We start from the raw sequence: 24,430 nt of genomic DNA on the forward strand, positions 1-24,430 counted from the left end.
ATGGCTATACATATTACATTACATCCAATCACCCATGATGCGCAGAAATATATCGTTCCTGCAAATGCTGTGGTGGGCGACAATGTAGGGGCTGTTAATTACCTCTGGTCTCATCCTTATTTCGCCAAGCAAAAATGGGGAATTTCGCTTGATGATAGCAGTTATACTTTTGAGATTGTTGGAGGAAATGAGGACGGAACTTTTGCAATTAACAGCACATCCGGAGAACTTACGGTGGCTGACACAGCCAATCTTAGTGGTGATAAAAGTATTACCGTTCGTGTGAAGGTTTACGATTGGTATTTTAAAGACACTACCTGTAATATTAAGGTTATCCCTACGGGTGATTGTATATTTTTTGACAGCAGTTATGGAGGTGGAGACAGCGATGGTACCAGGGCAAAGCCATTCCTTAAGCTGAATAACTACGGGAGCAGTACGGGGACAGCTGGGAAGACTTATTTTTATAAGCGAGCGAAAACCTACAGCAATGATCGGAACGAGTTCACTAATCCAAAAGTAGGCGGATCATATCCCGAATATATAAGAATGGGTGCATGGGGCCAAGGTGCCCGTCCTAAAATCGATATGACCGGATCAGCAGGGCATTTTGTAACGGTTGGGACGATACCGTGGGGGAATGCGGCTATAGTGGAATCTGATGTTTGCCACAATTTCGAAATATATGACTTTGAGACATATAATGATATATGTGAGGATCGAGGGCATTTTCTTGTCAAGCCTGCGGGAGACAATATAGAGGGGCATCGGCTGAAATCTGCTAACACAAAATATCAAGATGGGCTAATTTATCTACCTACCTCGGACGCTATTGCCGGGAATGAGGCTAACAGAAATTGCCGTTTTATTGACATTGAAACCAATCAAACAAAGTATAGAGGCTTTAAAATAGAGTCTGAGGGGGTAACTGTTCATAATAATAAGGGCTATACTGATAATACCCTACATAGCTTGGATGGTGATATAGGTACAGAAATACCTTGCGCTCAAGCTGCGCATAGACCTAATGTGGAAATCAAATACATGGTCTGTATTTGCGATGATATTAGTCCGGATAATTTAGGATTACAAGTTAGGGCAGGGTACCAAACATATCAATGGTGCTACCTAGAAGGGTTGGCAAATGCTTTAGTTGTCTATGTGCATGCTGCAAATGATGGTGTGGGGGTGATTATAATATCACCAGCACTTCCGGTTTTTCGGATATAATAATCAAAGGCGCAAAGCAAGCGGGTTATTTTGGCAGGCAGGGAGGCACAACGGATAATCCAAACGGGGTAAGGTTCGAAAGGATTAAGTTGATTGAATGTGAAGGGGGTTCCAAGTGGCTTATGGGGCTATTAATACGCTGTTTTCTTATGTGGATGCAAGTAATACACTTGGTTGGGGATTTCAGGTGTATAGTCATGCCGGTTCTGGTACAAGGATAGAGAACGGCTCTGCTATGAATACCTTCTCGGGGAGTGGTGGATTTAATTTAGATCCGAGTGCTGCGGTGGTAGTGAAGAATACCAATTATTCCGGGCTTTCGGGGTCGATGGGTGCCGGGTCAACTAATAATAGTACTTCCTCAGATATTTATGTTTTAAATGGGGCGGGTACTGATCTTGGTTATTCTAGGGATTTGCAAGGCAATAAGGTTCCTTCGACGCCCTCAATCGGAGCGGTGGAAGCTTCTGCGATTGTGGAGAAGCCGGGGGGATGGGCGAGTGTGTATGATTCAGGTAAAGGTGTGCAAGGTGGAGCCGGGGGTGAGATGGTGGAGTGTAAAACCTGGACTGAGCTGTGGACGCATATAGATGCGGATGAGGATAACGGAGACAACTCCCCAAAAGTGTATGTATACACAGGCTCGGACATTGTACTGAGTTCGCCTACTGTTTATACTATAAATGAATGGCATAATAAAACTGTTTTAGCTCTTTTTGGGCAGACCATATCCGGTGCAGAAATCCGCTGTGTGGATTCCACAAACTTTATTTGGAGGAACTGGGGAAGAAAAGGGCCATTTTACCCTTGGGGCACGGGTAGCGGTGAGGCGGAATTGGATCATTTCACAGTCAATTCTTGCGAGGGTGGTTGGTTTGATTACTGTGATATGGATGTTAATTTCTCCTATAATACCACAGATAGTCAATATGCTGATGGCATGATAGATACTAACCTGTCTAACTATATAACAGTATCGAACACAAGGTTTAGAAATGGACAGCGGGTGATGTTGATTGGTTACTCTGATACACAGATAGCCAATAGGGGCCTTTTAAAGATCTCATTGATTTATTGCAGTTTTGAGAATAATGCATCGAGACAGCCCAAGGCACGTTTTGGCCAGATACATATTCTTAATTGTCTCTTCAAATGGAATCCTTCTTATGCGACGGCTGTAACCAAGCCTACAAGCTCAAATATGCTGGATATAGACGCAGAGGCACAGGTATATGTGGAAGGCACTTGGTTTGAAAATGGAGGAGAATTAAGAAGGGATAATGATGGGAATAGCCCAACAGAGTCAGGATTGAAGCTTGTTAATTGTCATATAGAGGGTTTTGTAAGTAGTAATATAGGGGAAATAAGACCGGAAAAAGTAACGTGGAGTCCTCCTAGTGTAGCCAACTACCACTACCCTATACCTGCAATGACCCCGGCAGCGGCAAAACCTACGTGGAAGCAAATGCCGGGACGAACTGGCATTTACTGTCTGAGGCGGAAGATACCACGCATGAGATTACTACATCGGTAAGCGGATCGGGTACTGTAAGCGGAGAGGGGACAATCACGGAAGGTGAAAACGCAACTTTAACAGCTACGGCTTCTGCCGGGTGGAGATTTAAACGCTGGGAGGAAGATAGTGCTACAGTTAGCACAGCTAATCCTTATGTATTTGAGGTGACGGAGGACAGGGCGTTGACTGCTGTGTTTGTACGGGTGTATGAGAACACTATTACAGTAAGTCCATCAGGCGCAGGGACAGCCTCAGAAAGCCCCGCAGGCCCGCACGAAAACGGTACTTCGGTTACTCTTACAGCAAGTCCGGCAGCAGGTAAACGTTTTGTCCGTTGGTCGGTTGAGGGGGATCTTTTTAGTACCGAAAATCCACACAGTTATTTTGTAGCTGGTTATGGTTATGACCTAGTAGCGGAATTTGAAGACATACCTAAATGGGATGTTACATTATCCGCTGATCCTCCAGAAGGAGGCGCCGTGGAAGAAATCACCTCGGGACCTTATGCAGAAGGTAAAGATTTTGAAATAGAGGCTACGCCTGCTCCGGGGTATCGGTTTGTAGATTGGAGTATTTATGGCATGTATTTTTATGATCAGCCATACTATGAGGGTACTATGGGTACGGAGGATCTGCCCTTAGTCGCCAATTTTGAATTAATACCTACCTATACGGCAACTATGCAGGTGTCACCTACCGGAGGCGGTACTGTGGAAGAGATTACGACAGGCCCTTATGAGACGGGGGAACCAGTGCAGCTGCGGGCAACTGCTGCGCCGGGGTATCGCTTTGTGCGCTGGAAGATTGGTGCTGTGGAGCAGACTACTAATCCAGAATTCAACTTCAATATGGGGGGGCAGAACCTTGTGCTTACGGCAGAGTTCGAAGAGTCGGCACCTGTTTTTTTTTCGCTTTCCGTGGTGTCCTCTCCTGGTTTAGCAGGGTCGGTGACTGGTTCGGGCGACTATGAGGCGGGTGATAAGGTTCCCTTATCGGCGACTAATAATACGGGTTGGACTTTCTTATACTGGATGCTGGATGGTGAGATTATTAGTGAATCGAAAACATTTGAATTTACCATGCCTGCGGAGAATGCGACGGTGTACGTTTTCTCTGAATTAACGGGCAGTATGGCTAATGCAAGAGTGGCCCCGGAGCCGGAGCAGGTGCCGGAGCCGTTGGCACAACCCGAACCACAGGAAGAGGAAGAGCCGGAACCGGATGTATTGAGAGGTGTGTATAAGCTGAATAATATAGATCTGGCGGAGCGGTTTGGGTTCATTCCGAGACAGTCGGGGAATACAAATCTGGCAATCTCGGGTTGCTGGGATATGCCGGAGAGAATCGGAAAGACTTTTTATGACTGGGAAGACCAGGACGGAATAGAGCCTTATGTGGCAGGGCCTGAGATCAGGTGGTCTGGTAGGGATATTCTGTTGACCGGATTGCTTAAGGGTGATGATCAGGCGGACGGGCTTGCGAAGCTGTATAACCTGTATGCACATATATCTGCGCTGGATTCTGTAGCCCTTCTGGAATGTGAGCTGGGCAGCTGGAATGTGATGGTGAATGGAGAGGTGAAGGCGGAGCATATCAGCGAGGGATGGTATTTGGTGGATATTCCTTTCCGACAGCCTGTTGTTTATATCAATTCGCCCGTGGTAGAACCTAGTGACTTGGGAAATGAGTTGGGGATTGATAGTCGTAGTTTTTCGGACTTGGGATTTATTTTCTTAAGGCTTGAGCAGAGTTATAATAGACCAGCTCCGAAAGGGTTGACTATAACGAGTTTTCCTTATGAATCCGAACGGGTGAATAAGATTGAGGCACGGGAAATTAAGCTTCAAGGGGTGTTTTTAAGCCCTGATTATAGCGCTTTTAAAAGCCGTTTAAATGGTCTTTATGCTCTACTCGCTAAGCCCGGATTGCGGTCTATAATAGTAGATGGTCAGGTGTTGCACCGGGTGTTCGTGAAAGATGGTGTGCAGGTGCAGGATGTACGGATCACGGGAGACGGTCAGGTGACGGCTGTGATTACGATTAATTTCACGGAAGGTGAAGCTTCGGTAATCAACTGGGACTACTTAGCGGACGCTGAGGGTAACATCATCCTTAATGATGAGGGAAATAAGCTGCTAATCATCCCGGATCATGCTGAGGTAATAATGGATCAATTCCTTGCAGATGGTTTTGGTCAGCTGATATTAACAAAAGAAGGTGAAAAAATAGTAATTAAAAAATAAAGAGATATGTCTGGAGGCACTGTAAAATTTGACGAGAGCTACGAGGTAGCGACCTCATTGTCCTTAACTGATAGGATGTTTAGTTTGGATCTAGGGAATGGGAGAAATATAGCGATTTCCTACCAGCAGGTTTATGACCTGTTTCGCTCTTATATGGACCAAGTATATAGACAAATAGCGGATAGCTACACAAAAAAGGAGGTGAACGGCCTTGTAACCATGGGGGTGGCGGGAATAGTCCCGGGCTCTGCTGATGATAGTGTAGCGGGGATCAAGTTTCCCCTTGAATCCGGCACCTATACGAACTACGGGGGATAGTGGTGGATCTTACAGCCGGGGTAACGCTTATTTTTAGTGATGGTGCAGGTACATTCACTAAAGTGCTTATTCCTATTGACTTGACTGCTTATGCGAAGAAAACAGACCTTCTTAGGGAGGATGATGTGGCTATGCTGGGTGTTGGTAAGAATATTTTTAATAAGGATGCGGAGACGGAATCAGGGGCATTGATTTTAGAGTCGGGTAATACTGTTGCGAACGCTAATAATTTAAGACATGTAGACTTTCAATTATGTAATCCCTCTACTACTTATAAGACGAATAATGCATCAAACATTGGTTTTGTGGAATATGATGAGAATTTCACCTATGTGAAGGGGCAGAATATCTATGGATCTACTACGGTAACAACAGCGGCTAACACGAAGTATTACAAGGCTTTTTGGTGGCACACTTTGGATTTAAGTGTGTTGCAAATAGAGAGGGAGCGGTAGACACTGAGTACGAACCGTTTCAAAAAGTGGTCCCATCCAAACTGCTCGTGAAAGCAATTTTGAAATCGGAACTAGACCTGGAAGAGTTAGTCTACCGGGATGATCTCCCCGATTTTGAAAAATATGCTGTGGTGGTTGAAGAACTGGGTAAGAATATCTTTAATAAGGACGCTGAGACGGAATCTGGGGCGTTGATTCTAGGTTCAGGGAATACGATAGCAAACCCTAACAATTTAAGACATGTAGACTTCCAATTATGTGAGCCATCTACTACTTATAAGACGAATAATGCATCAAACATTGGTTTTGTGGAATATGATGAGAATTTCACCTATGTGAAAGGGCAAAACATCTATGGTTCTACTACGGTAACGACAGCGGTGAACACAAGGTATTATAAGGCGTTTTGGTGGCATACTTTAGATTTAAGTGTGTTGCAAATAGAAGAGGGGACGGTAGATACTGAATACGCACCATATGAGTTGCTCCGTATTTTAAACTACTCACTAAATAAAGAAAAGGTAGCGAAGGCATTAGAGGGGCAGGAGATTCAGAATTTCAAAGCAGGAGCACTGATTGAACAGAATAGGCTTAGTGTCCCATCAAAGCTTTATCTGATGTTAGAAGATCACTGCTATCTATACCATAAAGCATTGCAGCGCAGATGGAATCCCTATACTTATTTTACGAGATTGTCTGGAAATGGGGTAACGAATAGGAATACGTTTTCGATTATCAATAGGGATTCTTTGACAGATGCTACTTTTACTTTTGACTTGTACGATTCTGAGTTTCAAAAGATATCGACAAAGACAGTTACAGCTAAAATGGGGGATATTACCAAGGATACAGGTAATTTTAAAATTCTTTCGATTGGCGACAGTTATACCACAACAGGTTATTACCTCGATGCTATGATTAACAAGATTCCTAATGTAACCAGTCTAGGTATTAATGAAGGATGGGACAATGAGGTGATGAATGAGGGACGTTCTGGCTGGCATCTTAGTATGTATTTCTCAGAGACAGGATCCACTCCAAATACTACGTTTTCACCTTTCTTGCAGCCATCAGGAACTTTAAAGTATTATGGTAATACGGCGCAATGGATCGCGGCGTTGGCTGATACAGAACATAGGTTATATGCTACGGCACAGGCTGTTGGATTTGATGTTGTGACGGGGTACAAAACGTCTCCAACCACAAATGATGTTGTTTATTCCACAGCTAATTCTCGTTATGAAAAGTGGGATGGTTCGGCATGGGTACAGGTGTCTTATGCTAGTTTAGGTTTTTCTTTTGATTTTTCGAAATATAGGTCTGTTTGGGGGATAGTTCAACCTAACCTAGTAACCGTAATGATGGGAGTGAATGACTTTATGGCTGCCACATTTGGTTCAGATTTGGAGTCAAAGATAGAATCATATATAACCTATATGGATCAATTAATATCATCCGTGAAGGATGATAGTTCTTCTATTGATGTAGCAATACTTATCCCTACCGGGGCTTTCGGGGCGAAAGAAAGTGGGAGTATTTTTGTACCGTATAGAAATGCTATAATGTTTGAGGTTCGTGAGAGGATAATTGAAGAATACGACAACAGAGAGGTTGAGGGTATTTATGTGGTTGATACCTCTGCGGCTGTTGATGATGAGTTTGGTTTTAGACAAAAAGAGCAGCTGCCATTCCCGGAGTATGAACCATCGCCGGGATTTGACGATGTAAGAAGGTGGGTAGGAGAAGATTCTGTTCACCCATCTGAACCAGGTATGGCTCAAATTGGGGCTAAATTAGCTGCATTTATTCAATGTATTAGATAATTAATTATGAATCTATATAGAGGTGCAAATATTATAGGGTCGTTCCCAGTGGATGAAAACACCGTATTCTTTTCAGAGCTGATGGGAGCGGATAAGATCACGGCTGAGGTTGTGCTAAATAAGCCGCTGGACATCCAGATAGGTGACTACATCTTTCATTTGGGGGTGAAATACTATGTAAATGACCCTGCGGATCTGGAAAGGAATGCGAGTTATACTTATAATATCACCTTCTACGGGGAATCGTACCTTTTGTATAATAAGATAGTCCGGCACCTTGGTCGGGCTACTTTTAGTTATACAGGCAGGCCGCTGGACTTGTGCCTGCTGATCCGTGAGAACATGAGGCAGATAGACCCTGCTTGGAAAGTTGGGGAAGTACCGGAGTTTGACGAGCCGTTTACTTTCGCTATAGATGAGATGAGTTGCCGGACGTTACTTACTACAGTTGCAGAGGAATTTGGTCTTGAGTATTCGATTACGGATAAGACTATCAGTATGACGCCACGAGTAGGGGTTGATACGGATGTTACTTTGGAATACGGGCGGTCAAAAGGTCTTTATGCGCTTAGAAGACGTAGGGTTGATTCCGGGTTTGGAACTGTGTGGTATGGCTACGGTGGGGCTAAGAATATACCTCTAAGTTATAGGGATGGATTGGGTAAGATAACCTTTGACAATAGTCCTGTGCAGGTTAATGTGGCGAAGTACGGGTACATAGAAGCTACGGTTACTTTTGAAGATGTGTTCCCAAACAGGACTGGCACAGTGGAAGCTGTAGACGGTCTTTTTTCAGTTACAGACAGTACTTTGGATTTTGATCTAAATGAGCAGTTTATTACGGATGGCGGGGCTAAGATCGTGTTTAAATCAGGGGCTTTGGCAGGGCAAGAATTTCCTATTACGCAGTATGACCACTCTACGAAAGTTATAACTTTTGGCACTGTGGAAGAGGATAGCGGGTATGTGGCCCCGAATGAAACTTTTAAAGCGGCTGTGGGTGATAAGTATACGCTTGTGGGTATCGAGATGCCACAGAGCTATATAGATGCAGCTGAGCTAGAGGTAAAGACTAGAACAATAGCACATGCAGAAGCGAACGCTACCCCTAAGTACGCTTATGAGGGTGATTTGGATGAGAAGTATGTAAGGCAGTTCGGGTTAAGGAGTGCTTTCCGGGCTGGTAACTCCGTGATTGTGCAGGATTCGAGTCTAGGTATTGAAGAGCGCATTAGAATCCAGTCCATTGAATACCCTATAGTGAACCCTGATGCGATTTCTATTGTGATATCAGAGAGCAGGCAGTATACTAAAGTGGACAAGATAGCTAAGGATACAAAAAAGAACCTGCGAGAGGTGAAGACCACAAAGAGTGCTGCTACCTATGCGAAGTTGGCAGCGGATGAGATTAGGAACTATGCAGTAGTGCAGCAGTTCAAAAAGACTTTCGTTGGTGATAGGGCTATTATGACAGGTGTTTTTGTTGCTGGTAATCCAGATTTGGGCGGTGTAGCTGGCATAAGTGGACTGGAAAATGACTTGGAAGCTGTGCGTATATGGGCAGGGAGTAGCTTCGATAACAGAGGGACGGCGCCTTTTAGGGTGCAACAGGACGGGAAAGCCTTTGCTAGTGCGCTAGAGGTGGCCAACGGGTGTAAGATAGGTGTTTTCCAGATTGAGGGCGGTTATATAAAATCCAGCGATTACGGAGCGGGAGACCCTACAGGCATATTAATTAGCAATGATGGTATTGCTAGTAGGAATGCCGGGGCTTCGTTTATTAGCGCAATCTCAGGCATCGATATAAGCGGGAGTTTCTGGGGTAGTACGGACGAGGCTGACGATGCACCAAGCTTCTTATATGCTGCGATTAGCGCGGGCATGGTAGGTGTAAGGTGGTCTGAACTAGTAGAGAAGCAGATGCAAAACATCCGGTTTAGCACAGGTAAGTACGGTGGTTTCTTTAGTAGTCAAAAGAATATAGGAAATTTTTCCTATGCTATGCGGGGATCATCTACAGACCCGGGAACTGAGGTGATCGGCAAAGATGATCATATGGTAGTCATTTATAACGATCGTACAGCGGCGGCCCTGCCAGACACACCAGACCACGGCATGGAGGTTATAATTAAGAATGGTACTAGTGGTGCAATTAGTGTAAATAGGTCAGGCACAAACGAGATAGCAGACCTATCTAATGCCACGGTCACCAGTTATTCACTACCTGCCGGACAGGTGTGGAAAGCTAGGTTTCAGGGGGTAGTACAGGAAGATGGATTATGATTTAAAGGCTGTTTAAATGGTGATTAAATGTGTATTTTCGAGGGACGTTTTGATTTTAAGTTATGGACGTTTTGTTTTGTCGATTATACCTTTAGCGAAATGTTATTTAATTATTAAAGACTGCGTTATTATGTAAAGAATCCTTAACCTTCAAAAGACTATTATAATTCAGGAAAAGCCTACTTTTGAATCAGTAATACAGCGACAATTTTTTTATTACTCCTTGTAATTTTTTAAAAGGCCACGATCCATATCGAGGCCTTTTTCTTTTTGTCCCAAAAGTCCCGCTGAGAAATCTAATTTCCCATCACCTAGAATCCGTGAATATTTCAGGTTTTATGAAGGACGACCCGGATATTAAAATTAGCCGAGTAAACCTGATTGGTTTTATTTTAATAAGAACCAAATGATTAACGAAATAGCCTGGGGATTTTAGGTACTACCCAGCCGAAATATTAATTTAAATACCCGATATTTACTGCAACTATTATTAATTAATTACAATGGCCGGACAGGTAGATAGAAAACAAACAATAAAAGAAGAGTTTGCCAATACCCTCACCCACCTGATTGGTATTCTTTTTAGTATTGTGGCCATATCTCTTCTGGTGGTTTTTTCTGTTTTAAACGGCACTGCCTTGCATGTGGTCAGTTGCTGTATCTTTGGCGCCACCATGTTATTGCTTTATACTTCCTCTACTCTCTATCATGCCATTCAATCCAAACAACTAAAGCCCCTTTTGCGCAGTATTGATCATATCAGTATTTACTTTCTGATTTCCGGCACCTATACCCCCTTTTTTTATTGATAGGATTGGGTGGCACCTTGGGATGGGTCTATTTCGGAATCGTGTGGACCATCACCCTATTGGGATTGGTATTTAAAATATTTTTTATTGGGAGGTTTGAAAAACTATCCCTCATATTGTACTTATGCATGGGCTGGATGGCGCTGCTTCTTATAAAGCCATTGGTGTCCAACCTTAGTACAGAAATCATTTACCTGATTGCAGCTGGTGGTTTGTCATATACCATAGGCACTGTTTTTTATGCCAATAAAAAAATGCTTTATGCCCATGCCATCTGGCATGTTTTTGTCTTTGTTGGGACGATTTTACATTTTATAGCCATACTGTTTATGATTACCTGATGGATTCCTCGAAGACTTGTACTATAAATGCGTAGATTCATCTCGAAATTAATTCCGAAACCAACCAAAGTCGGCCCATGGGTATTCGGTGAAATTTTATCCTCTATTCAGTTATGCTATCAATCCTTCCATTGAATAGTCCGGTAAAAAAATCCATTAAGCAATTCTTTCAACTAATTACTTTTTATACTAGTTAAGTATGGATAAAACTTATACTTACCTTCCCTTTAATATACCTTTTTTGCTGCAGCCTTAAACATGATTCAGCTACTCTCAAAATTAAAATAAATGCTGAATTATGTATTTTAGCTATGGTACTAAACAATTATATAGGTTCTCCTATAATTGTTCATGACCTCGACCCTATTTCTAAATCAATTCTTGGTATATAGCTATAATGGAATAATGACCTATGATTTTTATGGTAAATTGAGATCCCAAGTAAAACTTAATAATTTCAAAGTTGCTGTTAATACATCCACTGAATTTCTCAACTGTTCATTAAAGTGGGAAAAAGGTAATTAGGGTACAATCACAAATCTCGTTATTATTGTCTATTTTCCCGGGTATTATCCTTGAGATCAAATTTTATTAACAAAGACTAAAAGTGCTGATGAAAATGTTTCATTCAGAGAAAAAGTGAATATAAAATGCCCAATCTGGTTACATGTGCTCAATAAAAATTATGAAAAAATAGCAGATTTACCTTCTCCGGATGGTATTGATTTTAGCCTGACGTAAGTTTAAGAGGACTTTATCTAGGCAATGGATAGTAAAGACCTTGGTATAGAACTGGATTATTTCACTTTTTTTAAGCTTGACTTGGCAATAGAAGACCAATAGGATATTATCATCTAACGCTTATTATAAACTTCAGAAAGTTTTCAAGCTTATTCCTTGTCAACGGATTAGAAATGGTCATTAATATGTAACAAAGGTCACTGTCTTTGGCCCGATCTATGTGTAGTTTTAAAATCGAACCAATAAAATGATTTAGCTATGAAATATTATATAAATAAAACACTCGAAGCACAATCTTTTTCAGGGGTAAAAGACAAGGTAACTGAAGCCCTAAAAGAGCAAGGGTTTGGTGTGCTTACGGAAATAGATATTCAAGCCACCATGAAAAAGAAATTGGACAAGGATTATTTACCTACCCTAATATTGGGCGCTTGTAATCCTGGGTTTGCAGACAAGGTGTTGACCATAGACCCAAATATGTCGGCCATGTTGCCTTGTAATGTCACAATCAGGGAGCTAGAAAACGGTAAAGTCGAGGTCTCTGCCATCGATCCTGAGGCCGCCATGGTTCCGGTAGGAAAAGAGGAAATCAAACCTCTGGCCAAAGAGGTAAAAGAAAAGTTGGCTAAAGCTATTGAAACTATAAAATAATAAAGTAGGAGATTTCTAAAATCAGAAATCTCCTTCTTTTTCTCTTTAAATGGTCATTTATTTTTCAAAAACCAAAGCCTCAGGATTAGCGCCCAAGTCTTTCAACGCTCCATTTACTGCTTTTATAAATCCCTCAGGACCACATACGTAAAAGTTCTGGTGCTTGAAATCGTTTATATTCTCCTTAAGGTATTCCTTGTCAATTCTTCCTCTATCGTATGCAGTATCTTTCTGATTCTCAATGATATTTTGAAATTTATGACCTAAAATGGTCTTCAATTCTTCAAAAAGTATAATGTCATCATTGGTTTTATTAGCAAAAATCAGCTGATTGTTACCTATTTCGTTTTTTTGACGCAAGTCTCGTAGAATTGAAATAAAAGGAGTAATTCCTGCACCTCCTGCTAAAAACACACCTTCACCTTTGTATGAGATGGCACCCCAAGCATCTCCTATTTCAACTTTATCACCTACCTGTACATTTCCTAATCTTTTGGTTACCCCTTCATGGTCCTCGTAAGTTTTAATGGTAAACTCCAAAAAATCATCTTTAGGAAGGCTTGTAAAGGAAAACGGTCGTTTTACATTCTCCCACCCTTCTTTCAGTAAACTTAATTCTGTGGCTTGTCCAGGTACAAAAGTATACCCTTTCGGCTTTTCAATTTTAAAAGCATAGGTATCATGCGTAACTACACTTTTATCTAAGATTTTTAATTGATAGCTTTCCATAGGATTTTGGGTTTTATAATTATACAACTTTAAAACATACCACAAACTTTAAACCATAAATTAATTTAGTAGCTTATTAACATTATTTTGTTAAAATTTAATTTTCGAATAGGTCCCACTAAAAAGACCAAGAAAGCTTTGAAATTGTATTGGTTGAAATTTAAAAATAGTTTATGACAAGATTCTAGCTCTGGGTAAACTTGAAGTTTTGTGCGAAAATTTTTTTTCCTGCAACATTCTATTCGTATTAATTGTGAATGTCTCTCTAAGCCTTTACTTTAAAGAAAAATATAAATCACAAATGACCAATCTTTATACATCTTTCCTCCCTTGGTTTATGGTTTTATCTTCATTTGTCATTAACACGACAGGCCAACCTAAACTTAAAGATTTTCGGCAAGCTTTTGAAGGTTTAAATCAGCAACCTTCCTCCTTTTTAGCAAAAAATAATATTTCTTACAAGGCCAAAGGAGGGCATCTTCAAGGCATTCAATTGTACAAAGAACATTCAATTTATCTAAGTGGAAGTTCCGACAAACTAAGTTATATGGTAAAAATACACCTTGGTGATCAACCGAAGGTAGTGGCAATTGACACCTTAATGCACTCTCCGCTTCGCCATGCCGGGGGCTTTCAAATATTTGATCGATTTCTGGCTGTGGGCATTGAAGACAATAAAGAAAGAAACCTTGCCTACCTACAGGTCTATAACTTAGAAGCGGAAACCCCTTTTGACAATCCCATTTATACTGTAGAACGAAAAGGAGATTATGAGCGGGTCACTGCTGGAGCAGTGGGCATAACTGCTTATCAGGGTGAAATTTTAATTTTGGTTGCCAATTGGGACAGTCGGGTGCTGGACTTTTACTCATGTCCAGCAGAGGATTTTTATGCCGGAAAAGGAGATTTAAGGCTGAAAAATTCCATAGAGGTCAAAAAACTATCTACTGCCGACTGGTCAGAGCCTAAATGGGAGTCCTATCAAAATCTGAATTTATTTTCCGACAGGAATGAGCAACTGTTTGTCGTTGGTACAGCAAAAAATGAGGATGGAGGACAGGTAGCAGACTTGTTTAAGCTACATTTGAAACCCTCTACCCCAAAAATCACAAAAATAAGCTCCAAAATATTTCACCCCACTGAAGGTGTAGATTTTAAAGCTACTGCGGGATTAAATATCTCAACTTCCGGAACATTAATATTAGCCGCTGCACCTTATCAATTGGAAAAAAGCACCACGATTGATATATTCACAAACGAGCCGGTAAATTTTCCAACTAAGAAAAAAAAACGGAAGAATGGGCTTCACCTGATGCCCGACAAGCAGCGGCCTCCACTGAACAACATATATTTGCCATTAACAATCATTCCATAAGCAAATATGACAGGGTTTCAGGGGGATTGGTAGCGACAAAAAACTATCCAAACAAGCCGGATAGCAGTAGCATTCGAATAATTAATCCTCAAAACTTAAGCTTGATAAAGGCAATTAATTTAGGAGAGTCTGAAGGAAGCCTTACATGGGTTGTGAAAAAACAAGCCCTATGGTATGCCCTTTTTGCCTATTATGGTCAGGACAATCACCTCACTTACTTGGCAAGTATGAATAAAGATTGGGAGGTGGTAGATAAATGGACATTTCCTGAAGAAATTATTGATGAGATGGGCAGGATGAGTATATCAGGCGGAGTTCCCTGGGGGAAAGGTTTTTGGTTACCGGTCACGATGAAAAGATACTCTATTATGTAACTTTGCCTAAAGCAGGTAAAATTCTAAATTTAATGGAAAAATATAACGCTCCCTTTACAGGTTAAGGTATCGCATTGGATCCACTAACAGGAGGACTAGTAGGTAAAAACAGAGCGGAAAAAGCCTTGATTTCATCCCAGTTTTTACCCTAATCATTCACCTACAGCCTTAACATAATTAATAACCCATTTAAACCCTCTACTTGGTGTATAGACCATTTGGAGCATCATTGGAATGTGCCTTTTATTCTTCTGTATTTTGAAATTAGGTTCAGAAACAAATTTCTTGTATTCTTTCATAAACCTATCTGTACCTACTAAAATACTCTCATAGGTTTTTCCTCCCATCATGAAAAACATTGGAGGCATATCTTTATGTAAAAAGTAGATGGGAGAAGTGTCTTTCCACACCTGTGGAGCGTCAGTAAATGTTTTTAAATGAGAAGTACCGGGGGCATAATTTTTCTCTTTAAGGTAATGGTACATGTCAAGACCTGCTGCATCATTTAAAACGGCGGCAGCAATAGGGCTATCCACCCCAAGACTATCGAAGTACTCCTCTCGAATAGAAATCAGGCTCGCCAAGTGCCCTCCGGCAGAATGTCCGGACACTACTATTTTTCCCGGATCTCCACCATAATCAGCAATATTTTCATCCACCCAATTCAATGCCTTGGCAGAAGCCTTTGCCATGCTGTGAATTTTATACTCCGGGCTCAAGGGATAATCAATAATTACAGCAACTATGTTTCTTCGGGCCCACCTCCTACCAACCAAACTGTATTTCTCCTTGGATCCTGACCTCCAGCTACCTCCATGAATAAAAACCAACACAGGAAGGGCTTCTTTAATTTTTTTTGGTCGGAAAATGTTCAAGCTTTTTTCGGGTAATTCACCCAAGTAACCCTCCTCCATATAGGTTACATTTTCTGTTACAGTAATTCCCCTTAAGGAACAAGATCCACACCAAGCCAAGAGGAAAACAAAAATAAAAAATCGCATCATATTGTACTTTTTTCCAATATACGTGAAAACTACTATTGCAGACCATTCTTAGCATCCAAGGAAATATTAATAGTGGTTTTTTATCGAGTTTCTTCCAATAAATGATATCTATTCTTCCTAGTTAATTATTTTCGTATCCTAATTCATGATTGATAAAAATGAAGGAAAATTCTCCAATAAAATTTTTAGACTTAAAAGCCATTAATCAGGCATTTGAACCTGAACTTTCCGAAACTATATTACAAATAAGCCGGAGTGGTCAATATGTCAATGGGGAAATTTCTGCAAAATTTGAAAAAATTTTGCAGATTATATTGGTACACAACATTGTATAAGTCTAGGAAATGGCACCAACGCATTAGAACTTATTCTGCGGGCTTATCTTATCTTGGGTCATTTAAAGGAGGGAGATGAAGTTCTGGTTCCTGCCAATACTTTCTTTGCGACTTTTCTTGCCATTTCAAACCAAAGGCTAATACCCGTAGCAGTGGAACCTGAGCTTACTAGTTTCAATATCTCTGCAAGGTCTCTTGAACAAAAGATTACAAAAAAATCCCGTGCCTTGGTATTGGTTCATCTTTTCGGGAGAAATGCTTATAGTGAAGAGATTAAGCAACTAATAGACAAGCATCAACTTAAGCTAATCGAGGACAATGCACAAGCAGTAGGCTGTATGTTTAAGGGAGTTAGGACCGGTACATTGGGCCATGTTTCTGCCCATAGCTTTTACCCTGCAAAAAACTTGGGAGCCTTAGGGGATGCCGGAGCAGTTACAACCAACGAACAGGAATTAGCTAACATTATTCGGGCCTTGACCAATTATGGGGGTACTGAAAAACACAAATATGAATATATTGGCACCCATTCCAAGATGGATGAAATTCAAGCAGGTGTACTGAATGTTAAATTACCCCATTTGGACAAAAACAATTGCCGTAGAGATGAAATTGCTAGTGTCTATCTTGATAGAATTGACTCATGTCACGTGACATTGCCCTTGAAATCTAAGCCGAGCCCTTTTCTTTCTCATACTTGGCATTTGTTTACTTTACTAGTATCAAACAGGGAGAGACTGATTCAATATCTATCTCAAAAAGGAATAGAAACTGCCATCCACTACCCTATTCCTCCACATCTTCAGCCTGCTTACAGAAAAATGAATTTTGGGAAATTGCCCCTAACAGAACGGATTCATCGAGAAATTTTAAGTATTCCTCTCCACCCCTCGTTGCGCGAAAATGAAGTTTCTACAATAATAGAGTCAATAAACAAATGGGAAGGGAAATAACCAGAATAAGGAGTCATCAGCCTTGCTCTCATCAGCCTTTAATTAAAAAATCCTGATGCACTTGACTATAGCAGCATCAGGATTTGATTAATTTCATTTTATTTTGATAAGCTCTACCCAAAAAAGGTAACAGACAATGTATTACGTATTGAAATCACTTCAAAATTCATCACAGCGATAAAATGCTAAAACTGGTTTTCCTTCGATTACAACACCCATTACACATCCCATCACCTAATCCGTTTTTCATTGAATGCATAAATCAACTTAACTTTTTCGAAAATCTTTGAAGGCATTGATCAAACCATTGGTAGAAGAATCATGTGAAGCTATTTCCTCATCGGATTGCAGTTCCGGTAAAATTGATTTGGCCATTACCTTCCCTAACTCGACACCCCATTGATCGAAACTATAGATGTTCCATATTACACCCTGCACGAAAATTTTATGTTCATACATGGCTATTAAAGCACCTAAGGTAGATGGATTGATCTTCTTCACAAGGATTGAATTGGTAGGCCGGTTGCCTTCAAAAACCCGATGAGGCGCAATTTTATTGATGATTTCAGGAGACTTACCTTCCTTTTTCATCTCCTCCTTTACCTCCTCTAGTGATTTACCATTCATCAATGCTTCTGTTTGTGCAAAAAAGTTCGACATTAACTTAGCGTGATGGTCACTTACAGGATTGTGCGTTTGCGCAGGAGCGATAAAATCACAAGGTATCATTTGTGTACCTTGGTGGATCAATTGGTAGAAAGCATGCTGACCATTGGTGCCGGGCTCTCCCCAAATAACAGGCCCTGTGGAATAATTTACTTTTTTACCTTCTCGATCGATGTATTTACCATTGCTTTCCATATTACCCTGTTGGAAGTAAGCAGGAAAACGGTGCATGTATTGGTCATAAGGTAGAATCGTTTCAGAAGTAGCTCCCAAAAAGTTGGTATTCCAGATTCCTAGGAGTGCAAGCAAAACCGGTAAATTTTTATCAAATGATTCTGATCTAAAATGTTTATCCATATCATGCGCCCCTTCCAATAACTTCCTGAAATTATCGAAACCAACAGCGCAAGCAACAGTTAAACCTATGGCAGACCATAAGGAATACCTTCCTCCTACCCAATCCCAAAATTCAAACATGTTATTAAGGTCGATACCAAATTCTCTTACAGCATTACCATTTGTAGAAAGGGCTACAAAATGCTTGGCCACCTCTACTTCATTGCGAGCTTGATCCAAAAACCAAGACCTTGCAGTATGAGCGTTGGTCATGGTTTCCTGAGTTGTAAAGGTTTTAGATGCGATAAAAAACATCGTTGTCTCCGGATTTACTTGTTTAAGCACCTCAGTTATGTGGGAGCCATCCACATTGGAGACAAAATAGGTTTTAATATGAGGGTGTTGGTAAGGTTTAAGTGCTTCTGTGACCATAACTGGACCCAAGTCAGAACCACCAATACCAATATTAACAAGGGATTCTATAGGCTTTCCAGTATATCCCTTCCAAACGCCTTTTGACACTTTCTCCGAAAAAACCTTCATTTTTTCCAAGACTTCATTGACTTCCGGCATAACATCCTTTCCATCAACATAGACCGGATCATTGGATCTATTTCTCAATGCAGTATGTAATACTGCCCTACCTTCTGTAGCATTGATGGGCTTACCTGAAAACATATCGTCTATGGCTTCTTTCAAACTTGTCTGGTTTGCCAAAGCTAAAAGTGAAGAGAGTATACGCTCATCTATTCCATTTTTTGAATAGTCAAGCAAAATATCTTTAAAACGAACACTGTACTTTTTGAATCGATTCGGATCTTCTTTAAACAAAGATTTTATTTCAATAGGATTTTTAGCAGCTTCGGACAAATCTTTCCAGGCTGCAGTTGAGGTGGGGTTAGTATTTTTCATGGTATCATTAAATTCAATTATGAACCTTAAAGCTAAAAATAAAATTCAAGCAATTAAAAAAGTAATTCAGTGATTTATTGATTCAAATTGCTTTGGTAGGTTTCCAATATAAATTTCATTCATTGATCTGAAGTGTATTTCGAAATTAAACTTCTCTAAATCAGAACAATTTTCTAACAAAATAGCATTATTACTCAAAAAATCAACTAAGTTCTTCCTTAATCTATTTTAATAAGTTAACTTAAAAAGAAAAGTCTTATAGGAGGCATGTTTAGTCTCTTATTCAACACAAAATCTTACTAGAAAAAGGAAATTAAAAACTTTAAAATCCATTAAATAATATTTAATAATTAATATTATAACGATAACTTTGTCTTTTCCTTGAAGGATCACAGAAGCCCTTAGAACCAACTAAAGGGAGATAAATATAACCAATAAATAGATTTAGAAAGGAATAATAGAACAATACTATTACCTCAGGGTTAATAAACAGGTAATGAGGATATAATGTGTATTGTTGTTTGGTGTCAGCAATTTATGAAGCAGATCATTATTGACATTAACTCACTATAATAATATACTCAGTAAAACACATTCCTCAAATCCGAATTTTCACAAAAAACTGTTTATTACTTGATGTGATGAATTAATTCTGTTTAAAACTTAAACAAACAATAACCTTTGGCTGCGTTTTTTAATTTAAAAATTATTTTTTCCATTGCTGCATTTCTGTCAGTGATGTTTGCAACGCATTCTTTATATGCTCAAACAGATACCATTCAATCACAAGTAGATGAGTTACAAGCATTAGAAAATCGAGAAAACTTTAGCCCCACGATCAATTTTATAGACCAATTGAATCGCTTAGGGGAGATTTATTACCACAGAAATCCGGACAGTCTTTATTTACTTGCTATGAAAAGCCTGAAAGCAAGTGAGCAGATATCCTACACTGCCGGCAAAGTGGATGCTTACAGAAACATTGGTGCTTATCACAACCTTAAAGGCGAATACACCCAAGCTTTAAGTTATTTTAAGGAAGGGTTAAGCTTGGCAGAAAAAGAAGAATACTGGTTAGGCTTAGCTAATATATACAATAGCATGGGGCTTAACGATTACGAAAGGGGAAATTATTCAGATGCAGTGACCCATTATTTACAGGCACTTAAAATTAAAGAAAAACACCTATCGAAACTTGAGCAAAGCAAAACCCTGAATAACTTGGGCTTGGTGTTTATGGATTTCGGAGATATTGAAAAAGCTTTGGCATATCATACTCGAGCGCTAAAGATCAGGGAAGCTTACAATGACCAGACAGGCATCGCTTCTTCCAGGATAAACATTGCTTTAATTTATAAGGAAAGAGGGGAATTGGAAGAGGCCATGTCACAATTTGAAGCTACACTTGAGTTAGGCTTAAAGATGAATAATAGGCAACTAATTTCTGTGAGTTATTTTAATATTGGTGAACTTTTTCTCCTCCGTGGAGCAAACGAAAACGCATATAGAAACTTTGAAAAAGCCTATTTTGTAGACAAAGAAAGGGAGGACCTGGTCGGGATTGGTTTTGATTTACTAGGTATGGGTGAAGCGCAGCTAAACATGAACCAGCTTCATAAGGCCAAGCAAAACATTCAAGAAAGTCTTGAAATCTTTGTGGAAAGTGACATCAAAAGCAATATCGACAAAAGTCACTTATTGTTGAGTAAGGTATTTGAAAAAATGAATGACAATGCACAAGCCCTACATCATTTCAAATTGCATAAATTGTATCAAGACAGCATTGTCAATTTGGAAACCAATAAACAAATTCAAGAAATCAGCGCCAAATATGAATTTGACAAGAAGGAAACGGAGCTTTTACAACAACAGAAAGAGAAAGATCTCTTGAATGAAAAAAGGATTGCCCAAAATATTCGCAACGGAGTATCAATTATTTTAATCATCCTTTTGATCGCATTTATTCTTGCCATCCGATCCATAAAAGTACAAACAAAGGCCAAGGCACTGGTTACCAAACAAAGAAATGAATATGAAAAACTAAATAAAAGATTACTGCTTCAAAAGAAAGAAAATGAAAAAATAACTAAGCAATTGTTTCAGGTAAATGAAACGAAAGATAAAATTTTCAGTATAGTTGGCCATGACCTTAAAAGTCCCGTCACCAGTTTAAAAGGGCTGATGCAATATGTGGTAGATGAAAATTTAGACCGAAAAGAATTTCTATTGGTTTCCAAGCAATTGCGTAATGAAGTTGAACAAGTTCATTTTACGCTTGTTAACTTATTAAATTGGGCTAAAGGTCAAATGAGAGGAATCGTTACAGATCCTACAACCATATCCATGCATCAATTGGTGGAACAAAACATAAGCTTAAACGAACCGATTTCAAAAAATAAGAATATTGAAATAGTAGACGAATTGGAAGAAAATACAATTTGTTATGCTGACAAAGATCAAATAAGTTTGGCTTTAAGAAATGTATTAAACAATGCCATAAAATTCACCCCTAAAGGAGGTAAAATAATTATTTCCAGTAAAAAAGCTGCTAGGCAAGGTTTTTGGGAGATTTCAATACAGGACAATGGTATAGGAATGTCTGATGAAATTTTAAAAAATTTATTTTCTAAGGAACTGGGAGGTAAACAACAATATGGTACGGAAGGTGAGAAAGGAACAGGCTTAGGCTTACAATTAACGAAAGATTTTATTGTAAAAAATGGGGGCGAAATTAAGGTCAGCAGTAAGCCCAATAATGGAACCACTTTTACTTTCACTATTCCTTCCGCCTATGTTTGAAGAATGGAAATATTGCACCCTTTAGTTGATAAATCAAAATTTAATGCTTTAATTAACCATTAATTTATACTAAGGATCAATAAAATCAATCTGGGAAATTATTTCACTTATATTAAGAAAGTGAAGTAAATAATAAAAAGACGTTTCCATTATATTTTCCAAATGAAAAATCAAAAGTGGCTATCATTTCCAAATCAGTTTAACGTTTTTTTAATAAAATTGTATCAAAAAGATTTTCCTTTTAGCCTTATGCGTACCAATTTAAAATTTTAGCAAATATTTAATATTAATGTAAACATGACACGAAAAACATTTTTAGCTTTCAAGACAAAAATAGCCATTGCATTAATTCTCGTATTGTTTCTCATATTTGCTAAAAGTCTGGTCGATAAAAGCAACGTAGATGAATTGGAAGCTTCTTTTGTAACTGTATATGAAGACCGTTTGGTTGTTCAAGATTATATTTTCAACATCACTGAATTACTCTTTCGAATGCGGTTGCTTGTAGCAAATACAGAATCCATGGATCAGTATATGTCTGTAAAAAATCAGGTAATCGACTATCACGAACAAATCTTAGCCATCATTTCCGGTTTTGAACGGACCTACTTAACACCCAAAGAGGAAAAATACCTCAATGACTTTAAACATTTGGTTTCAGAAAAACTTGAGATACAAAGTTATTTCAGCAATCAAGTGGCCGCTGAAAATAATTATGAAAACAGTGTTCAAAGGTTCAATTCAGATTTTGAACGTGTTTTTAATGATTTAAGAGAGCTTTCTAAAATTCAACTTTCCGAAGGCGAAAAACTCACTAACCTGAGTTATCGGATTAAAGCAAGGTCAGACATTTGGTTACAATTCGAATATGCTGTCCTATTTATCCTTCTCATTATTATCAGCATGTTGATCTACTCTTCACGAGGAATTCAAGATTGATTAGATTAGTTCTTTCTATTGGCTATCGCAGAAAATAAAAACCCTACCAAGAATATAACTATGGTACCAAAAACTATGGTAAGGTTGGCATGAAAGGTGCTTCTGAATCTCATGCCTTCTTCCAGTATAACGGGAGACAAACTCATCCAAGCAATCACCAAAACGCCTAATGCGACGCCGATTGCAGCATACTTTTGTTTGATATTTTTACCGATAAACCCAAGCAAAAACAAGCCCAGTATACCACCGCTAAATATAGCAGACAAAGCCCACCATGCATCCAAGGCGCTTTCCACCCCATTGAAGGCAATGGCTACTATAATGGCCAATAAACCCATAATGAAAGATGAGAAAAGTAATACTCTCATTTCAGATTTCCCGCTAACATCCGGGGAAATGTACCTTTTATAATGATCTGTTAGAATGATGGTGGCAGAACTATTGATGCTTGTAGAAATTGTACTCATTCCCGCAGCAAAAATAGAAGCAATAAGTAGCCCCGTCATTCCCACAGGCAAGCCACTAACTATAAAATATGGAAAAACTTTATCAGCTTGATCCATACCACTATAGGCCTCGGGTAATAATTCCGGCATTGCCTGATAATAAGCAAAAAGAGCAGTACCAATAAAGAAAAACAGAAGTGACACCGGAACGTATAAAAGGCTACCCAATAAAGTAGATTTTACCGCTTCCTTGTCTGATTTGGCACTTAAGTAACGTTGCACATAGTTTTGATCCACACCGAAATTCTGCAGATTTATAAATAATCCGTAGATCAATATCACCCAAAATGTGCTTTCAGAAAGGCTAAAGCCTAAGCTCCCCAAACTAAATTTGTCATGTTCTGCCCCAATGGTAAAGACTTGTCCCGGCCCTTCAGGCATGGAAAACATGATGATTAATAAGCATGCTAATGCACCTGAAATGAGAACTATTCCTTGAATGGCATCGGTCCAAATAACAGCTTCAAAGCCTCCCATTATGGAATAAATCAATACACTGACTCCTGTAACTACAATAATCATCGGGATACTCCATCCAAACATTACGTTCATTGGCAGCGCCAATAAATACATGATAGCACCCATTCGCGCCAATTGAGTCAATAAGTAACAAATGGATGCATAAGTTCTGGCCCATGCACCAAATTTTGTTTCCAGGTAATAATACGCTGAAGGGTTTTTAATGCCTCTGTATAAAGGAACAAAAAACTTAACCGCTAAAATTGCCGCAATTGGAATGGATAAACTAAATACAAACCCACTCCAATTGGACAAATATGCACTTCCTGGCAATGCTAAAAAACTGATACTACTCACAAAAGTAGCAAAGATGGACATCCCTATAGCCCATGAGGGTAATCTACCCCCTCCGGTAATGTAGTCATTTGCAGAACGCTTTTTGAAATAAAAGGAGGCCCCAAATAAAATGATGGAAAACATATAGGACAAAAAAACAACTAAATCAATAAGGGATAAATCCATTCTTTTTATTTTTTAAATGATTATTTCAGGCTTTAACAGGCTAAGTACTTAAATTTCTACCCGATTTACTATAACAGAAAAATAGAATTAACAGAAATTGCTTGGCACTCG

General features: G+C 39.4%; 19 protein-coding genes. 15 read left to right on the forward strand and 4 right to left on the reverse strand.

Features of this window, described 5'->3' with window-relative positions; all coding sequences use genetic code 11:
* From WG932_RS12070 to WG932_RS12115, 10 genes are all read left to right on the forward strand, one after another.
* On the forward strand, positions 1-1,230 hold the full coding sequence (locus WG932_RS12070; protein WP_483088101.1) for a cadherin repeat domain-containing protein: 1,230 nt from the start codon (positions 1-3) through the stop codon (positions 1,228-1,230).
* Positions 1,231-1,345: 115 nt separating this feature from the next.
* Positions 1,346-2,764: a pectate lyase family protein gene (locus tag WG932_RS12075; protein ID WP_483088102.1), complete on the forward strand. Its 1,419-nt coding sequence runs from the start codon at positions 1,346-1,348 to the stop codon at positions 2,762-2,764.
* Positions 2,686-4,989: an InlB B-repeat-containing protein gene (locus WG932_RS12080; RefSeq protein ID WP_483088103.1), complete on the forward strand. Its 2,304-nt coding sequence runs from the start codon at positions 2,686-2,688 to the stop codon at positions 4,987-4,989. Before WG932_RS12075 ends, WG932_RS12080 begins: the two co-directional genes overlap by 79 nt.
* A 6-nt stretch (positions 4,990-4,995) precedes the next feature.
* The gene (locus tag WG932_RS12085; RefSeq protein WP_483088104.1) at positions 4,996-5,307 is read left to right on the forward strand and encodes a hypothetical protein; all 312 of its coding nucleotides are present in this window, start codon (positions 4,996-4,998) and stop codon (positions 5,305-5,307) included.
* Positions 5,307-5,762: a hypothetical protein gene (locus WG932_RS12090; RefSeq protein WP_483088105.1), complete on the forward strand. Its 456-nt coding sequence runs from the start codon at positions 5,307-5,309 to the stop codon at positions 5,760-5,762. The genes WG932_RS12085 and WG932_RS12090 overlap by 1 nt, the downstream gene beginning before the upstream one ends.
* 47 nt (positions 5,763-5,809) lie before the next feature.
* Entirely contained in the window at positions 5,810-7,585 is a 1,776-nt protein-coding gene (locus WG932_RS12095) for an SGNH/GDSL hydrolase family protein (RefSeq protein ID WP_483088106.1), read from the forward strand.
* Positions 7,586-7,591: 6 nt separating this feature from the next.
* Positions 7,592-9,868, forward strand: a complete 2,277-nt coding sequence (locus tag WG932_RS12100) for a hypothetical protein (RefSeq protein WP_483088107.1) — start codon at positions 7,592-7,594, stop codon at positions 9,866-9,868.
* 503 nt (positions 9,869-10,371) lie between these two features.
* Entirely contained in the window at positions 10,372-10,677 is a 306-nt protein-coding gene (gene trhA / locus WG932_RS12105; RefSeq protein ID WP_483088108.1) for a PAQR family membrane homeostasis protein TrhA, read from the forward strand.
* A complete protein-coding gene (gene trhA, locus WG932_RS12110; protein ID WP_483088109.1) occupies positions 10,674-11,018 on the forward strand; it encodes a PAQR family membrane homeostasis protein TrhA in 345 nt (114 codons plus the stop codon). The genes trhA (WG932_RS12105) and trhA (WG932_RS12110) overlap by 4 nt, the downstream gene beginning before the upstream one ends.
* A 999-nt stretch (positions 11,019-12,017) precedes the next feature.
* Complete coding sequence (locus WG932_RS12115; RefSeq protein WP_149392520.1) at positions 12,018-12,410, forward strand: DUF302 domain-containing protein; 393 nt, start codon at positions 12,018-12,020, stop codon at positions 12,408-12,410.
* A gap of 57 nt (positions 12,411-12,467) precedes the next feature.
* Here WG932_RS12115 and WG932_RS12120 read toward each other — a convergent pair whose 3' ends face one another.
* Positions 12,468-13,139, reverse strand: a complete 672-nt coding sequence (locus WG932_RS12120; RefSeq protein ID WP_149392521.1) for an FAD-binding oxidoreductase — start codon at positions 13,137-13,139, stop codon at positions 12,468-12,470.
* 301 nt (positions 13,140-13,440) lie between these two features.
* On the opposite strand from WG932_RS12120, the gene WG932_RS12125 reads away from it, so the two are divergent.
* Both WG932_RS12125 and WG932_RS12130 read left to right on the forward strand, forming a co-directional pair.
* Positions 13,441-14,514, forward strand: a complete 1,074-nt coding sequence (locus tag WG932_RS12125) for a hypothetical protein (RefSeq protein WP_483088110.1) — start codon at positions 13,441-13,443, stop codon at positions 14,512-14,514.
* Between the two features lie 26 nt (positions 14,515-14,540).
* Entirely contained in the window at positions 14,541-14,888 is a 348-nt protein-coding gene (locus tag WG932_RS12130) for a hypothetical protein (protein WP_483088111.1), read from the forward strand.
* 152 nt (positions 14,889-15,040) lie between these two features.
* Here WG932_RS12130 and WG932_RS12135 read toward each other — a convergent pair whose 3' ends face one another.
* Positions 15,041-15,892: an alpha/beta hydrolase gene (locus tag WG932_RS12135; protein WP_483088112.1), complete on the reverse strand. Its 852-nt coding sequence runs from the start codon at positions 15,890-15,892 to the stop codon at positions 15,041-15,043.
* 331 nt (positions 15,893-16,223) lie between these two features.
* Between WG932_RS12135 and WG932_RS12140 the strand changes: the two genes are divergently transcribed.
* Entirely contained in the window at positions 16,224-17,180 is a 957-nt protein-coding gene (locus WG932_RS12140) for a DegT/DnrJ/EryC1/StrS family aminotransferase (RefSeq protein ID WP_483088633.1), read from the forward strand.
* Between the two features lie 267 nt (positions 17,181-17,447).
* On the opposite strand, the gene pgi is transcribed toward WG932_RS12140, so the two are convergent.
* The gene (gene pgi / locus WG932_RS12145; RefSeq protein ID WP_149392525.1) at positions 17,448-19,094 is read right to left on the reverse strand and encodes a glucose-6-phosphate isomerase; all 1,647 of its coding nucleotides are present in this window, start codon (positions 19,092-19,094) and stop codon (positions 17,448-17,450) included.
* Positions 19,095-19,775: 681 nt separating this feature from the next.
* Here pgi and WG932_RS12150 point away from each other — a divergent pair.
* Positions 19,776-21,893: an ATP-binding protein gene (locus WG932_RS12150; protein ID WP_339677316.1), complete on the forward strand. Its 2,118-nt coding sequence runs from the start codon at positions 19,776-19,778 to the stop codon at positions 21,891-21,893.
* A 297-nt stretch (positions 21,894-22,190) separates the two neighbouring features.
* On the forward strand, positions 22,191-22,832 hold the full coding sequence (locus WG932_RS12155; RefSeq protein WP_014018459.1) for an MCP four helix bundle domain-containing protein: 642 nt from the start codon (positions 22,191-22,193) through the stop codon (positions 22,830-22,832).
* A gap of 5 nt (positions 22,833-22,837) precedes the next feature.
* Here WG932_RS12155 and WG932_RS12160 read toward each other — a convergent pair whose 3' ends face one another.
* A complete protein-coding gene (locus WG932_RS12160) occupies positions 22,838-24,319 on the reverse strand; it encodes a sodium:solute symporter family protein (protein ID WP_483088113.1) in 1,482 nt (493 codons plus the stop codon).
* Between the last annotated feature and the right edge of the window lie 111 nt (positions 24,320-24,430).

The sequence above is a fragment of the Cyclobacterium sp. SOCE241 genome, assembly GCF_056867545.1.